Genomic DNA, 13,535 nt, shown 5'->3' on the forward strand with positions numbered 1-13,535 from the left:
ATTATGAGTTTTCCTCAACATGCTTGAAATTCGCCATCTAGAGACCCTGACCGCCATCCGCGATAGCGGCAGCTTGCAGGAAGCCGCCGAGCGCCTGCATGTCACGCAGTCCGCCCTCTCGCACCAGCTACGCGATCTGGAAGTACGACTTCAAGTGCAATTGCTGAACCGCCGCACCCGCCCTGCCCGCCTGACCACGGCTGCCTTGCGCATCCTGATGCTGGCGGATGACATCCTGCCGCGCGTCCGTGCCACCGAACGCGACCTGCAAAGGCTGGCCGCCGGACGCACGGGACGTTTGCATGTGGCGATTGATTGCCACTCCTGCTTTCAATGGTTAATGCCCGCACTGGACGCATTCAGGCAGCAATGGCCTGACGTCACACTGGACTTGAGCGCGGCCTTCTCTTTTGCACCCCTGCCCGCCTTGATGCGCGGGGATCTGGATGTAGTGATTACGTCGGACCCACAGGACAATCCGGCTGTTCATTACGAGCCCCTGTTTCGCTATGAGCTGGTCCTGGCTGTCTCCAACCAGCACCCCTTGTCGCAGTACCGCTACGTAGAGCCTTTCCAATTGACCGATCAGGTGTTGATCACCTATCCGGTGGAACGTAATCGCCTGGATATTTTTACTCAGTTCCTGACGCCAGCCGATGTGGAGCCCGCTGCTATTCGGCAGGCCGAGCTGACACCCATGATCGTGCAACTGGTTGCCAGCCAACGCGGTGTGACGGCTTTGCCGAACTGGGCCTTGACGGAGTTCTTGAACCCGGCCTCGATCCGCACTTGCCGTTTGGGAGAGCACGGCATCTGGCGCACGCTCTATGCCACGGTGCGCAGCGAGGATTTACAAGCGGATTATGTGCAGGCCTTTTTGGCACAGGCACGTGAGACCTGCTTCAAAAGTCTGCAAGGGATTGTGGCGGCGCAGCCTTGAACTATTTATCCAAGGCATGGCAAAACGCTTGAGCCACTCTATAGATAGAGGGAACGTACAGGCGGGTGTGATTCAATTCAAACGCACCCGTTTTTTTTCAGGGCGTCAGTATTACAAGCCAGGGGCACGACATAAGGCAGCACTGCAGATGAAAAAAGAAACTCAAGCTGGATCGTCTTCCCAATCACCCAGAATCTGCTGCAAGATACGGCCCGAAAAACCTCGGCTGGCCATGAAGCGATATTGTTTGGCGTAACTGCGGGGATCATCCGGCGGTGCACTGAACTTCTTGCCCCACACTTGCTTGGCCCGTTCCAGCTCGGTAGCCATCAATTCTTCTTTGATGATTTCGGTCTGTTCTACATCCACGCCATGCTGGCGCAGCTCTTGCAGAATAACGCGGGTGCCCACACGGGAAGCACGGCGATTGACGACACTATGTGCAAAGCGCTCGTTGGACAGCCATTTCTGTTCGACCAAAGCGTCGAGCAAAGCCTCCACTTCTTCGGCACTTTCTGCATGAGGGGCCAGTCGGCGGCCCAATTCCAGGCGCGAATATTCGCGTCGGGATAAAAAATTCAAGGCTCTGGCTTTAAGAGACAGCCCCGGCCGTTTGGACGGGGCTTTCTTTTCCGCAGCCGGAGCGTCATCACCCGAGCTTTCTTCTACGTTTCTGCCTGCCCGTGTGGGCCGGGCAGAAAGCGCAGCAACGCGTTCCCGTTGAGCTTGTTTACGTTCCCGGATTTCCTCCGGGTCTGTCTCAAAGGGTTCGTCATCAAACTCTGGGGGAAAAATCAGGCTTCTCCCTCGGCCGGATCAGCGACAGGAGCCGTCGCTGGGCGGCTGACAGCAGCGCTCATCAGGGCAACGCCCAGTTTTTCACGCACTTTGTTTTCGATTTCGCGGGCCAGTTCAGGGCGCTCTTTCAGGAATTCGCGCACATTGTCCTTACCCTGGCCAATACGGTTGCCGTCGTAGCTGTACCAGGCACCGGCCTTGTCGACCACGCCGGTTTGTACGCCCAGATCGATAATCTCGCCTTCGCGGGAAATACCGCTGCCGTACATGATGTCGAATTCGGTTTGCTTGAAGGGAGGCGCAACCTTGTTCTTGACCACTTTGACGCGGGTTTCGTTACCCACCATTTCGTCGCCACGCTTGATGGAGCCGATACGGCGGATATCCAGACGCACGGAGGAGTAAAACTTCAGTGCGTTACCACCCGTGGTGGTTTCAGGGTTGCCGAACATGACGCCAATCTTCATACGGATCTGGTTAATGAAGATAACCATGCAATTGGCGCGCTTGATGGTAGCCGTCAATTTACGCAGGGCCTGGCTCATCAAACGGGCTTGCAAACCGGGCAAGGAATCGCCCATATCGCCTTCGATTTCAGCCTTGGGAGTCAGGGCAGCTACCGAGTCGATAACGATCAGGTCTACCGAGCCCGAACGCACCAGAGCTTCGGTAATTTCCAGAGCCTGTTCGCCGGTATCGGGCTGGGAGATCAGCAGATCGCCCAGGTTCACGCCCAGCTTTTGCGCGTATTGCACGTCAAGCGCGTGCTCGGCATCAATAAAGGCGCAGGTGCCTTTGAGCTTTTGCATCTCTGCAATGACTTGCAGGGTCAGCGTGGTTTTACCCGAGGACTCCGGGCCGTAAATTTCAATAACGCGACCACGTGGCAGACCACCGACGCCCAACGCAATGTCCAGACCCAGCGAACCCGTGGAGACCACCTGGATGTCATGCTCGACGTTGTCGTCGCCATAACGCATGATCGAGCCCTTGCCGAACTGCTTTTCGATTTGCGACAGAGCGGCGGCCAGCGCTTTGGAACGTTCCGAGGCCACTGCTTTGCTGTTTTTATCGTCCATGAAAAATCCTTGACTGTGGAATGGCGCCCCAACGGACGGGCACGGCAATTAAAAATCAAACCTAATTATTGCATCAAATTATACTGTATATATACACAGATATTCAAATAAATTAAGCAGGCAGCCTCGTTATCCCCTACTGACCAGCCTTACAGCCTTATGCAACAATGCCAAACAGCCATTCAATCATCTGTTTGTGTAGGGTCATGCGCATACTCATAGCTGAAGACGACAGTATTCTCGCGGATGGACTTTCTCGCTCCTTACGCTACGAAGGCTATGCGGTCGATGTCGTGCACGATGGCGATAGCGCCGACTCGGCCTTGCAACTGCAAAGCTTTGACCTTCTGATCCTGGATCTGGACCTGCCCAAAAAGCCCGGCCTGTCGGTGCTGCAGTCGATCCGCCAGCGCCAGGATACCCTCCCCGTTCTGATTCTGACGGCCAGCGACACGGTAGAACAGCGCGTGCGCGGTCTGGATCTGGGCGCGGACGACTATATGTCCAAACCCTTTGCCCTGACCGAGCTGGAAGCCCGCGTGCGCGCCCTGACGCGTCGCAGTACCGGCACCAGCAGCGCCTTGCTGCATCACAAACGGCTCAGCTTCGACCTGAAAGGTCGCATGGCTTATATAGACAATCAGCCCCTGGAACTATCGGCACGCGAAACTAGCTTGCTGGAGATTTTCCTGTCACGTAGCGGTCGCATGATCAGCAAGAACCAGTTTGTGGACCTGCTCTGTGAGTGGGGTGAGGAAGTCACCCCTAACGCCATCGAGGTCTACATCCACCGCCTGCGCAAAAAGCTGGAGCCCAGCGGCGTACGCATCCTGACTGTACGTGGTCTGGGATACTGTCTGGAACCGGAAAAACTGCGAGAAGACGCTCCAGCCTAAGGGATCGTCCATGCAGCACGCTACACCCCCGCCCAAGAATACCGCCGCGCCGGCCAAAGGCAAGCGCGTGGCACCGCGCCCGCTCATCCACAAGATCATGATCTGGATTTTCGGGCCTTTGTTTTTGCTGTGGACGGTGGGCATTGTCATTACCTATTTCATCGCCCAGCACATTGCGAACTCCCCCTACGACCGCACCTTGCGCGATCACCTGGACTTGTTGCGGGTGGAAATCAGCCATCAGGATTTGAGCCAGCCCATCTATTTATCGCACGGGGCGCAGACGATTTTGCGGCAGGACAGCCCGACGCCTACGCTGTGGCAAATCCGGGATGCCAATGGCGACCCGCTGGCGGGCAACGCGAATTTGCCGGTTCCCGACAGCTGGAGTTATGACACCGACTTGCTGCGCTACCGGGACGTCATTCTGGATGATCAAAGCCTGCGGCTGGCCTATGTCTGGGGCGGCAGGGACAAAAACAACACGCCCTTTCTGGCCGTTGCCGCCGAAACCAATGAACATAGAGCGGTTCTACACAGAGAAATTCTGATCGGGATGCTGACACCGCAATTCATTCTGGTACCGCTGGCGGCCATGCTGGCGGGCTTGGGGCTGACACATGGCCTGGAGCCGCTGAACCTGCTGCAAGCGCGCCTGCGCGCTCGTGCGCCCGGTGATTTGTCGCCGGTGGATCAGGAGCAGGCACCTGCCGAAATCGTCCCGCTGATTGATGCCATGAATGGACTACTGGCCCAGCAGGCGCAGTTTTCAGCTACTCAAAGGCAGTTTGTGGCCAATGCGGCCCACCAGTTGAAAACCCCGCTGGCGGGGATACGCACCCAGGCCGAACTGGCCCTGCGCGAACGCGACCCCAAACAGACCGAAGCCAGCTTGCAGCAACTGGTACGCGGCACCGACCGAGCTACGCGCTTGGTCACCCAAATGCTGGCCCTGGCCCGCGCCGAAAGCAGCGATGCACTCTACGCCCCCACCAAGCAAACCCTGGACCTGAACACGCTGACTGAATTGCATGTCGGCCAGCGCGTACCCGATGCCTTGAAGCTTGGCCTGGACCTGGGGCTGGAGAACAATGCCAAGGCCATCCTCTTGCAAGCCGACCCTGTCCTGCTGGATGAGCTGATCAACAATCTGCTGGATAACGCCCTGATCTACACCCCGGCTGGCGGCTGGATCACCATGCGTACCGGTCAGACACAAGGCAAGGGCTGGCTGGAAATCGAGGACAACGGCCCCGGCATTCCCGCTGAACATCAGGCACGGATTTTTGATCGTTTTTATCGCATCATGGGCAACCAGGCCGACGGTAGCGGTCTGGGGCTGGCCATTGTGCGGGAGATTGCCGAGATTCACGGCGCCTCCATCGACTTTATGCCGCTGACGGGAGGCCAGGAAAGCGGCCTGCGCTTGCGCGTCAGTTTCCCACTGTCTTTGCCTTGGAGAGCCTGAGCACATGCCCCAGACAATCACCAGTGCTGTCCTCCCCAAAGCCAAGAACAAGCTGGACTCCCAAGGCCGCAAAGTTATTTTTGCCTCCGCACTGGGCACCATGTTCGAGTGGTACGACTTCTATCTGTACGGCTCCATGGCCGCCATTCTGGCGCAACACTTCTTTTCCGCTGTTAACCCAACAGCTGGCTTCATCTTTGCCCTGCTGGCCTTTGCTGCCGGCTTTGCCGTGCGCCCTTTTGGTGCGCTGCTCTTTGGTCGTATTGGCGACCGCGTAGGCCGCAAGTACACCTTTCTGATCACCATCCTGCTGATGGGGCTGTCCACCTTCTTGGTGGGCGTGCTGCCCAGCTATGAAGCCATCGGGATTGCCGCCCCCATCATGCTGATCGTCCTGCGGCTACTGCAAGGGCTGGCCATGGGTGGCGAGTATGGTGGTGCCGCTACCTATGTGGCTGAGTACGCGCCCCAGCACCGTCGCGGTTTTTACACCAGCTGGATTCAGACCACGGCGTCCGTGGGCTTGCTGCTGTCCCTGCTGGTCATCATGGGCATACGCAGTCTGGTCGGTGAAGAGGCTTTTGTCGTCTGGGGCTGGCGCATTCCCTTTCTGATTTCCGTGCTGCTGCTGGCAATTTCCGTCTGGATACGGATGAACCTGAAAGAGTCTCCGGCCTTCCAGCACATCAAGGAAGAAGGCACGCTCTCGACCTCGCCCATTACCGAATCCTTTGGGCGCTGGGCAAATCTGCGCATCGCCTTGCTGGCGCTGTTCGGCCTGACTGCAGGCCAAGGTGTGGTCTGGTACACAGGGCAGTTTTACGCCTTGTTCTTCATCACCCAAATGCTGGGCTTGCATGCCACTTTGGCGCAAACCTTGATGGTGATCTCACTGCTACTGGCCACTCCGCTGTTTATCTTTTTTGGCTGGCTGTCGGATCAGATCGGACGCAAACCCATCATTCTGACGGGCTGTTTGCTAGCCGCCCTGACCTACTATCCCGCCTTCCAGGGTCTGGCCTATTTTGCCAATCCTGCTTTGGTCCAGGCACAGCGCAACGCACCCGTCACTGTCATTACCGACCCAGCCAGTTGCTCCTTCCAGTTCAATCCGGTGGGCAGCCATACCTTCACCAGCTCTTGCGACATCGTGAAGTCCTATATGGCCAGTCACGCAGTCAGCTACAACAACGTCAAGGGCTCGCCAGGCCAAGTGGCCCAGGTCCGCATTGGCGATCATGTGATTGATGGTTTTGAAGGCGGGCATCTGAGCCGTGCCGATTTTACCCGGCACTCGCAAGAGCTGCGCAATGAGCTGACCCAGACCATGCGCCAGTACGGCTACCCGGACGGCGCGGACCCGGAGCAGATCAATAAAGTCATGCTGGTGGTCCTGCTGACCTATCTGGTGGGGCTGGTAACGGCGGTCTATGGCCCCATTGCGGCCATGCTGGTGGAGATGTTCCCGATCCGCATCCGCTACACCTCCATGAGTCTGCCCTATCACATTGGCAATGGCTGGTTCGGGGGCTTTTTGCCCACCCTGTCCTTTGCCATGATTGCCGTCACTGGCAATATTTATGATGGTTTGTGGTACCCGATTCTGATCTGTCTGGTGACTGTGGCGATTGGTGCGCCCTTTGTGCGGGAAACCCGCCACAACGACATCAATCGTTAGCAAGTCCAGGTATCAGAACGCATTGCGCCTGTCATTTCCCGCCCCCTGTCAAGCAAATGCAAGGGTCCGTAAATGGCGGGGCGACACAGGAAGATCTGCGCGTACAATCGAACATTGCCTCGGGCTTTAAGCCCGCTCCCTTTTCTTCTGTTTATTTATCTTCGTATCCATGTGGTTTAAGAATCTACGCATCTATCGCCTCTCCCCCGACTGGGTATGTTCCGCCGAAGAGCTGGAAGAAGCTCTTTCCAAACACAGCTTTACCCCTGGCTCCAGCCAGGAGCCGCTAAGCCTGGGCTGGGTCAGCCCACGCGAGAACAATGCCCTGGTGCATGAAGTCAACGGTCAGTACCTGATCGCCCTGCGCGCCGAAAAGAAGCTGCTGCCCACCACCGTGATCAATCAGGTCGCTCGTGAAAAGGCTCGTGATATCGAAGAGCAGCAAGGCTACAAACCCGGCCGCAAGCAAATGAAGGAAATCAAGGAACAAGTCATTGTGGACTTGATGCCGCGTGCCTTCGCTGTCTCGCGTGACACCCGTGTGTGGCTGGATACCCGCAACCACTGGCTGGCCATCGACGCCGCGGCCACCGCCAAGAGCGACGAAGTTCTGGGCCTGCTGGCCAAGAGCGTGGAGCCCTTCCCCGTTCAGCCTCTGTACACCGAGCAATCGCCCGGTGCCGCCATGACCTCCTGGCTGGTGGATGAAGAGCAACTGGCCAACTTCACCGTGGACCAGGACACCGAGCTGCGCTCCACCGGCGACAGCGGTGCGGCCGTTCGCTACGTGAAGCAAAGCGCCGACATTGACGAAGTGCGCAAGCACGTTGAAGCCGGCAAGCAATGCACCCGTTTGGCCATGACCTGGGCGGATCGCATCAGCTTTGTGCTGACCGACGCGCTGGACGTCAAACGCGTGGCCCCGCTGGACATCCTGACGGAAAAACAGGACGTGACCGCCGTCAACGATGACGAAATCTTTGATGCCGACATGACCTTGATGACCTCCGAGCTGGCCAAGATGATCAGCGATCTGGTCGAAGTGCTGGGCGGCGAACGCAAGTAAAGCCTGGACCAGACCGGGCTCAAACCCGGTCCAAACCGCCCTTCAGGCCAGCTCCTGCTGGGCGGCGCGATACACACCGGGCGTCATGCCCGTCCAATGACGGAAAGCCCGGTGAAATGTCGCTGGCGAACTGAACTTCAATGCGTAAGCAATTTCAGCCAGCGACATATCTTTGCGCAGCAGTTTGAAAATCGCCAAATCTCGGCGTAACTCATCCTTGATTCCCTGAAACGACAGGCCTTCTTCTTGCAGCCTGCGTATCAGCGTGCGCGCCGACATATGCAATTTGCCGGATACGTCCTGCAAGGTATAGCCCAGATCGGTATGCAGAATCTCCCGCACTTTCAAGCGCAAGGCGTGCTCGTGATAGGAGGTAAAAATCCAGTCGCGCGGCGCCCGTTCCAGAAAAGCTCTGGCCTCTACCTGAGTACGTTGCGGCCGTACCTGCCCCAGCTCCACCTCGAACAAGATATGCGAGCACGGCGCATCAAAGCTGACTGAAGCGGGAAACAGCACCGAGTAGTCCGCCGCAAAAGCCGGTCTTGGAAAGGCAAAGGCCACTTGCTGCACCGGCACCTCACGCCCCATCAGCCAGGACACAATTCCGTGTGTCAGCTTCAACATCAGCGCATGGCCAAAACGATGTACATAGGCCGTGGGATAGCGTGGCACCAGCTCAATACCCAGCTCTTTATCCGTGCGTATAAAGTTCAGGCTGAAGTCATCCAGCAGCAGATTCCAGAACTGGGTGAAACGGTACAAGGCCACATTGATGGACGGCGCATCCCGCACAGTACGCACAATGTATTTCAAGGCCCCGGCGCGTATGGGCCGAGTCCAGAAGCCCATCATCTCATCACCCGTTTTTCTAGCGCTTTCCTGATACAGGCGCACCAATTGATCGCGCGTCAAACGAGCGCCGGGCCGATCAATAAAGTCTTTCACGATGCCCGACTGCTTCAGGCAATGATCCAGCACCTCTTCGGAATAGCTGGTGCGCAGGCTGTGAAACCAGTCCTGCACCAGATCCAGCGCCACAGTGGCGGTATGGGCTGCATCAACGGGCACCGGGAGCGTGCCGGGCAAAGCATTCATTTCCTATGACCTCTCAAAGATTGTCACTTTTTGCATATTCGACGTCAGTATTCGCTATTGGGTAAGGTGCTAAACCATCCTATGCTGACACACATAATACAAGGAGACATCACCATGTTAGGCACTGGAAATATGATGCATATGCCCTTGCTCATCAGTTCAATTCTCACCCACGCCGTAGAGAATAACCCTGAGCAGGAGATTGTTACCGCTTTGGATAATGGCGATCTTCATCGCTACAGCTATCTTGAATTTGCCCACCGGGTTCAGGATCTGGCTCTGGGACTGCGCCGTGAAGGTCTGCAGCCCGGCGAGCGCGTGGCGACTTTGGCATGGAACACCTACCGCCACCTGGAAATTTACTACGCCACCTCGGGCATTGGTCTGATCTGTCACACCGTGAACCCACGTCTGACGCGCGAGCAAATTGCCTTCATCATCAATGATGCCCAAGACACGGTGATGTTCTACGCCGAACATTTCGAAGAAATGGTCAGCTATCTGCGCGACCACTGCCCCACCGTCAAGCAATGGGTACGCATGGGCAGTCAGGCTCAAGGCCCCTTGGCCGACGAATACGAAAGCTGGCTGGGCAATGACACGACGGGTTTTGAATGGCCGGTGTTTGACGAGAATACTGCCAGCGGCCTGTGCTACACCTCTGGCACCACGGGCGATCCCAAAGGTGCGCTGTATACACACCGCTCCACCCTCTTGCATGCCTACGCCTCGTCCCACCCCAATGCTTTGAGCATTGCCAGCGCCGATGCCGTCATGCCGTTGGTGCCCATGTTTCACGTCAATGCCTGGGGCCTGCCCTATTCCGGTCTGATGTCCGGCGCCAAGCTGGTGCTGCCCGGTGCCAACCTGCAAGGCGAACGCATTTACTCCCTGTGCGAACGCGCTGGCGTCACCCTGTCTGCCGGTGTGCCCACCATCTGGAAAACCGTGCTGGACTACGCCAAAGCCAATGGTAAACAGTTCCGCAGCCTGGAGCGCATTCTGATTGGTGGCTCGGCTTGCCCGCCCAATATGATCAGCGCCTGGGCAGGCTACGGCATTACCGTGCGCCACGCCTGGGGCATGACAGAAACCTCGCCGCTGGGCACGGTGTGCCAATTGCTGCCCAAACACAGCGACTTGCCCGAAGCCCAGAAGCAGCACGTGCTGGCCTCGCAAGGCCGTGCCCTGTTCGGCGCACGCCTGAAAACCGTTGACGACGACGGCAATACCTTGCCACGCGACGGCAAGAGCAGCGGCCACCTGCTGATCCAGGGCAACTGGATCATGGACCGCTATTACGGGAAGTCCGAGCTGGCCAGCGAAAACGGCTGGTTCCGCACGGGTGACGTAGGCTCCATCGACGCCGACGGCTACGTTTACATTACCGACCGCAGCAAGGATGTGATCAAGTCCGGTGGCGAATGGATCTCCTCGATCGAGATCGAAAACATCGCCATGGAAGAGCCTTTAGTCGAACTGGCTGCCTGCATCGCCCAGGCCGACGACAAATGGGGCGAGCGCCCTGTGCTGTTCGTGGTGCCGCGCGAAGGGGCAGATCTGGACGAGGCCCACATGCTGGAGCGCTATCAGGACCGCGTCACCCGCTGGTCGGTACCCGACAAAGTAATTTTCATCGACCAGATGCCCATGACGGCAACTGGAAAGATTCAAAAAATGGCGCTGCGCAAAATGCTGGCAGATCAAACCGATCCCAGCTGATTTGCACCACTGCCCTCGCATTTACGTAACACAAGGAGTTTTTTATGGCCGCCCCTTTCCTGCTCACCACCGAGTTGGACAACATCGGAATTGTCACGCTGAACAAGGCGCACAAGCGCAACGCCCTGGATGAAGATGCCATTGCTGAAATTGATGCGTACTTCTCCAATATTCCCGAGCACATCCGGGTCATTCTGATGAAGGCAGAAGGCGACCATTTCTGCGCGGGCCTGGACCTGAAAGAACACCATGACAAGGAACGCGGCGCGGTGGATTTTCTGCGCGTCTGCCAAAGCTGGCACCGTGCTTTTGACAAGATCGAACACGGCGGCATCCCGGTGATTGCCTGCCTGCAAGGCGCAGTCGTGGGCGGCGGTCTGGAACTGGCCAGTGCCGCACACATTCGCGTGGCCGACAGCAGCACCTTCTTTGCCCTGCCTGAAGGCACACGCGGCATCTTTACCGGCGGCGGCGCTACCGTTCGCACCGCCAAAATCATCTCTCCGAACCGCATGATCGAACTGATGCTGACGGGCCGCGTGCTCGATGCCGTGGAAGGAGAGCGTCTGGGGCTGGCGCACTATGTGTGCAACAACGAAGCCAACCCCAAAACAGCCTATGAGCTGAGCCTGGAACTGGCCCAGCGCATTGCAGGCAATGCCATCTTGTCGAACTACGCCATTGTCAGCTCGATCAGCCGCATTGCCGATATGTCTGCCACCGACGGCCTCTTTGCCGAGGGCTTGATGGCAGCAGTAGTACAGACCGGGCGGGATGTTCAAGAACGCTTGGGCGAGTTTGTTAATAAGAAAGCTCATAAAGTGAAGCCGACCAAATAATATCGGCCAGGCGGACATGGGCAGTAATCACAACAATACGGAGACAAAACCATGCTGTCGCATCAAGAGTTAAGCCGGAAACTAGCCGGACTACAGGAATATGAGCAACTCAAGTCGCAGCGTCGGCGTCTGGCATTTGCCTGCGCCGGCATCTGCCTGGGGCTGACGGGCCTGTTCATCGTGACGGCCATTTTCTGGCCTGGCGTTCTAACCCATGACCTGGGCAGTGGAGGAGCTGTCAACAGTGGCATGGTGTACGGGGTGGGACTGATTTTTGTGTCCTGGTTATTAACTGGCGTGTACATCCACGTCGCCAATACCCGCTTTGACCCGCTGTGCGAGCGAGTACTGGCAAAGGTGCGCCCATGAATACACAAGCCATTCTGATCTTTGCGGCTTTTGTCCTGGTTACCCTGGGCATCACCTACTGGGCCTCGTCACGCACCCGTTCCAGCTCGGACTTTTACACCGCCGGGGGCGGCATTACCGGCACGCAAAATGGCCTGGCCATTGTGGGTGACTACATGTCCGCCGCCACCTTGCTGGGCATTTCGTCCCTGGCCTTTACCAACGGCTTTGACTCGCTGCTGTACGCGGTCTGCGCCTTCATGGGCTGGCCGATCATCATGTTTCTGATTGCCGAGCGCTTGCGCAATCTGGGCCGCTACACCTTGAGCGACATCGTCTCGTACCGCCTGGATGAACGCAGCACCCGTATCTTTACCGCGATCAGCTCGCTGACGGTAGTGCTGTTCTACCTGATCGTGCAAATGGTCGGCGCAGGACAACTGGTGCAACTGCTGTTTGGCATCGACTACACCTATGCCGTGGTGGCCGTGGGCTTGCTCATGATGGTCTACGTGGTGGTGGGCGGCATGGTGGCAACGACCTGGGTACAAATCATCAAGGCCATCCTGATGATGGGTAATGGCTTCCTGATGGCTGGTCTGGCCCTGTACTACTTCAACTTCGACTTTTCTGCCCTGGTCAGTGCGGCGGCCGAACATCACCAGGCTGGCGCAGCCATGAAAGGTCCCTGGAAGCTGATGGCTGATCCGTTCTCGGGTCTATCCCTGGCGGTGTCCCTGGTGTTTGGTATTGCCGGTCTGCCCCACATCATGATGCGTTTCTTCACCGTGCCCGATGCACGCGCTGCCCGTAAATCGGTCTTCGTGGCCACGGGTTTGATGGGCGTCTTCTTTGTGGTGATCTGCTTCCTGGGTCTGGCGGCCATGGCCATCCTGCCCAACTACCCCCAGTTCTATGTGGACGGCAAGGTAGGCGGCATGGTGCTGGGTGGCTCGAACATGCCCATCATGCATCTGGCAACCGCTTTGGGTGGCAACCTGCTGTTTGGTTTGCTGGCGGCCGTGTCCTTTGCCACGATTCTGGCCGTGGTCAGCGGTTTGACCCTGGCCGGTGCCTCGGCTGTAGCACATGACCTGTACGCCAAAGTCATCCGCCGCGACGACGTCACACCCTCGCAAGCCATGCACGTCAACCGTCTGGCCTCGATCGGTATTGGTTTTGTCGCCATCTTCCTGGGCCTGCTGTTCCGTGACCAGAACGTGGCCTTCCTGGTGGCCCTGGCCTTCAGTATTGCCGCCTCGGCCAACTTCCCGGTCTTGCTGATGTCCATGTACTGGCGCGGCATGACCACTCGTGGTGCCATTTATGGCGGTATGAGCGGCCTGCTTGTGGCCCTGGGTCTGGTGATTCTGTCGCCAGCCGTCTGGGTACGCATTCTGGGCTTTTCCGAAGCCGTATTCCCCTACGACTTCCCCACCCTGATTTCCATGCCTCTGGCATTTTTCATGATCTACTTTGTATCGAAACTGGACAGCAGCCGCCGCGCCAGCGAAGACCGTGACGGGTTTGACGCCCAGCAGGTTCGCGCTGAAACTGCAGTCGGTATTGCCGCTGTGTCTCACTAGGTACTTGGTACTCTGGCGGT

The 13,535-nt window shown here is 57.6% G+C and carries 12 protein-coding genes; 9 read left to right on the forward strand and 3 right to left on the reverse strand.

All coding sequences use genetic code 11. The features are described 5' to 3' along the window. Positions 1 to 19: 19 nt before the first annotated feature. Positions 20 to 940, forward strand: a complete 921-nt coding sequence (locus DUD43_RS11200; RefSeq protein WP_153230356.1) for a LysR family transcriptional regulator — start codon at positions 20 to 22, stop codon at positions 938 to 940. Positions 941 to 1,102: 162 nt separating this feature from the next. Here the strand turns inward: DUD43_RS11200 and recX are convergent, their stop codons facing one another. Together recX and recA are read right to left on the reverse strand one after the other, a co-directional pair. Beyond that, complete coding sequence (recX, locus tag DUD43_RS11205; protein ID WP_259672520.1) at positions 1,103 to 1,738, reverse strand: recombination regulator RecX; 636 nt, start codon at positions 1,736 to 1,738, stop codon at positions 1,103 to 1,105. Continuing rightward, a complete protein-coding gene (gene recA / locus DUD43_RS11210; protein ID WP_153230357.1) occupies positions 1,735 to 2,817 on the reverse strand; it encodes a recombinase RecA in 1,083 nt (360 codons plus the stop codon). The genes recX and recA overlap by 4 nt, the downstream gene beginning before the upstream one ends. 206 nt (positions 2,818 to 3,023) lie before the next feature. Here recA and DUD43_RS11215 point away from each other — a divergent pair, with 206 nt between their 5' ends. The 4 genes from DUD43_RS11215 to DUD43_RS11230 all read left to right on the forward strand — a co-directional run bounded on the left by DUD43_RS11215 (position 3,024) and on the right by DUD43_RS11230 (position 7,925). Beyond that, the gene (locus DUD43_RS11215) at positions 3,024 to 3,713 is read left to right on the forward strand and encodes a response regulator transcription factor (RefSeq protein ID WP_003799515.1); all 690 of its coding nucleotides are present in this window, start codon (positions 3,024 to 3,026) and stop codon (positions 3,711 to 3,713) included. A 10-nt stretch (positions 3,714 to 3,723) separates the two neighbouring features. Then, the gene (locus DUD43_RS11220) at positions 3,724 to 5,181 is read left to right on the forward strand and encodes a sensor histidine kinase (protein WP_153230358.1); all 1,458 of its coding nucleotides are present in this window, start codon (positions 3,724 to 3,726) and stop codon (positions 5,179 to 5,181) included. A gap of 4 nt (positions 5,182 to 5,185) precedes the next feature. Next, entirely contained in the window at positions 5,186 to 6,859 is a 1,674-nt protein-coding gene (locus DUD43_RS11225; RefSeq protein WP_153230359.1) for an MFS transporter, read from the forward strand. A gap of 169 nt (positions 6,860 to 7,028) precedes the next feature. Further along, a complete protein-coding gene (locus DUD43_RS11230; RefSeq protein WP_042481134.1) occupies positions 7,029 to 7,925 on the forward strand; it encodes a recombination-associated protein RdgC in 897 nt (298 codons plus the stop codon). A 42-nt stretch (positions 7,926 to 7,967) separates the two neighbouring features. Here DUD43_RS11230 and DUD43_RS11235 read toward each other — a convergent pair whose 3' ends face one another. Beyond that, positions 7,968 to 9,020, reverse strand: coding sequence for a helix-turn-helix domain-containing protein (locus tag DUD43_RS11235; RefSeq protein ID WP_194273383.1), 1,053 nt, complete (start codon positions 9,018 to 9,020; stop codon positions 7,968 to 7,970). A 114-nt stretch (positions 9,021 to 9,134) separates the two neighbouring features. On the opposite strand from DUD43_RS11235, the gene DUD43_RS11240 reads away from it, so the two are divergent. From DUD43_RS11240 to DUD43_RS11255, 4 genes are read left to right on the forward strand one after another with little or no spacing between them, the layout of a single operon-like run. After that, a complete protein-coding gene (locus DUD43_RS11240) occupies positions 9,135 to 10,742 on the forward strand; it encodes a long-chain-fatty-acid--CoA ligase (protein ID WP_153230360.1) in 1,608 nt (535 codons plus the stop codon). 44 nt (positions 10,743 to 10,786) lie between these two features. Further along, positions 10,787 to 11,581 (forward strand): crotonase/enoyl-CoA hydratase family protein, encoded by a 795-nt coding sequence (locus DUD43_RS11245; protein ID WP_009461766.1) that lies wholly within the window; start codon positions 10,787 to 10,789, stop codon positions 11,579 to 11,581. 51 nt (positions 11,582 to 11,632) lie between these two features. Beyond that, on the forward strand, positions 11,633 to 11,950 hold the full coding sequence (locus tag DUD43_RS11250) for a DUF485 domain-containing protein (RefSeq protein WP_153230361.1): 318 nt from the start codon (positions 11,633 to 11,635) through the stop codon (positions 11,948 to 11,950). Further along, entirely contained in the window at positions 11,947 to 13,515 is a 1,569-nt protein-coding gene (locus DUD43_RS11255) for a sodium:solute symporter family transporter (RefSeq protein ID WP_153230362.1), read from the forward strand. The genes DUD43_RS11250 and DUD43_RS11255 overlap by 4 nt, the downstream gene beginning before the upstream one ends. The last annotated feature ends 20 nt before the right edge of the window (positions 13,516 to 13,535 follow it).

This window comes from Alcaligenes faecalis (genome assembly GCF_009497775.1).
In the GTDB taxonomy this organism is placed as follows: Bacteria; Pseudomonadota; Gammaproteobacteria; order Burkholderiales; family Burkholderiaceae_B; genus Alcaligenes; species Alcaligenes faecalis_D.

Excerpts from the sequence above, each read along its gene's own strand:
- DUD43_RS11200 (WP_153230356.1), top strand. The coding sequence starts at position 20 with ATGCTTGAAATTCGCCATCTAGAGACCCTGACCGCCATCCGCGATAGC.
- recA (WP_153230357.1), bottom strand. The coding sequence starts at position 2,817 with ATGGACGATAAAAACAGCAAAGCAGTGGCCTCGGAACGTTCCAAAGCG.
- DUD43_RS11215 (WP_003799515.1), top strand. The coding sequence starts at position 3,024 with ATGCGCATACTCATAGCTGAAGACGACAGTATTCTCGCGGATGGACTT.
- DUD43_RS11220 (WP_153230358.1), top strand. The coding sequence starts at position 3,724 with ATGCAGCACGCTACACCCCCGCCCAAGAATACCGCCGCGCCGGCCAAA.
- DUD43_RS11225 (WP_153230359.1), top strand. The coding sequence starts at position 5,186 with ATGCCCCAGACAATCACCAGTGCTGTCCTCCCCAAAGCCAAGAACAAG.
- DUD43_RS11230 (WP_042481134.1), top strand. The coding sequence starts at position 7,029 with ATGTGGTTTAAGAATCTACGCATCTATCGCCTCTCCCCCGACTGGGTA.
- DUD43_RS11235 (WP_194273383.1), bottom strand. The coding sequence starts at position 9,020 with ATGAATGCTTTGCCCGGCACGCTCCCGGTGCCCGTTGATGCAGCCCAT.
- DUD43_RS11240 (WP_153230360.1), top strand. The coding sequence starts at position 9,135 with ATGTTAGGCACTGGAAATATGATGCATATGCCCTTGCTCATCAGTTCA.
- DUD43_RS11245 (WP_009461766.1), top strand. The coding sequence starts at position 10,787 with ATGGCCGCCCCTTTCCTGCTCACCACCGAGTTGGACAACATCGGAATT.
- DUD43_RS11250 (WP_153230361.1), top strand. The coding sequence starts at position 11,633 with ATGCTGTCGCATCAAGAGTTAAGCCGGAAACTAGCCGGACTACAGGAA.
- DUD43_RS11255 (WP_153230362.1), top strand. The coding sequence starts at position 11,947 with ATGAATACACAAGCCATTCTGATCTTTGCGGCTTTTGTCCTGGTTACC.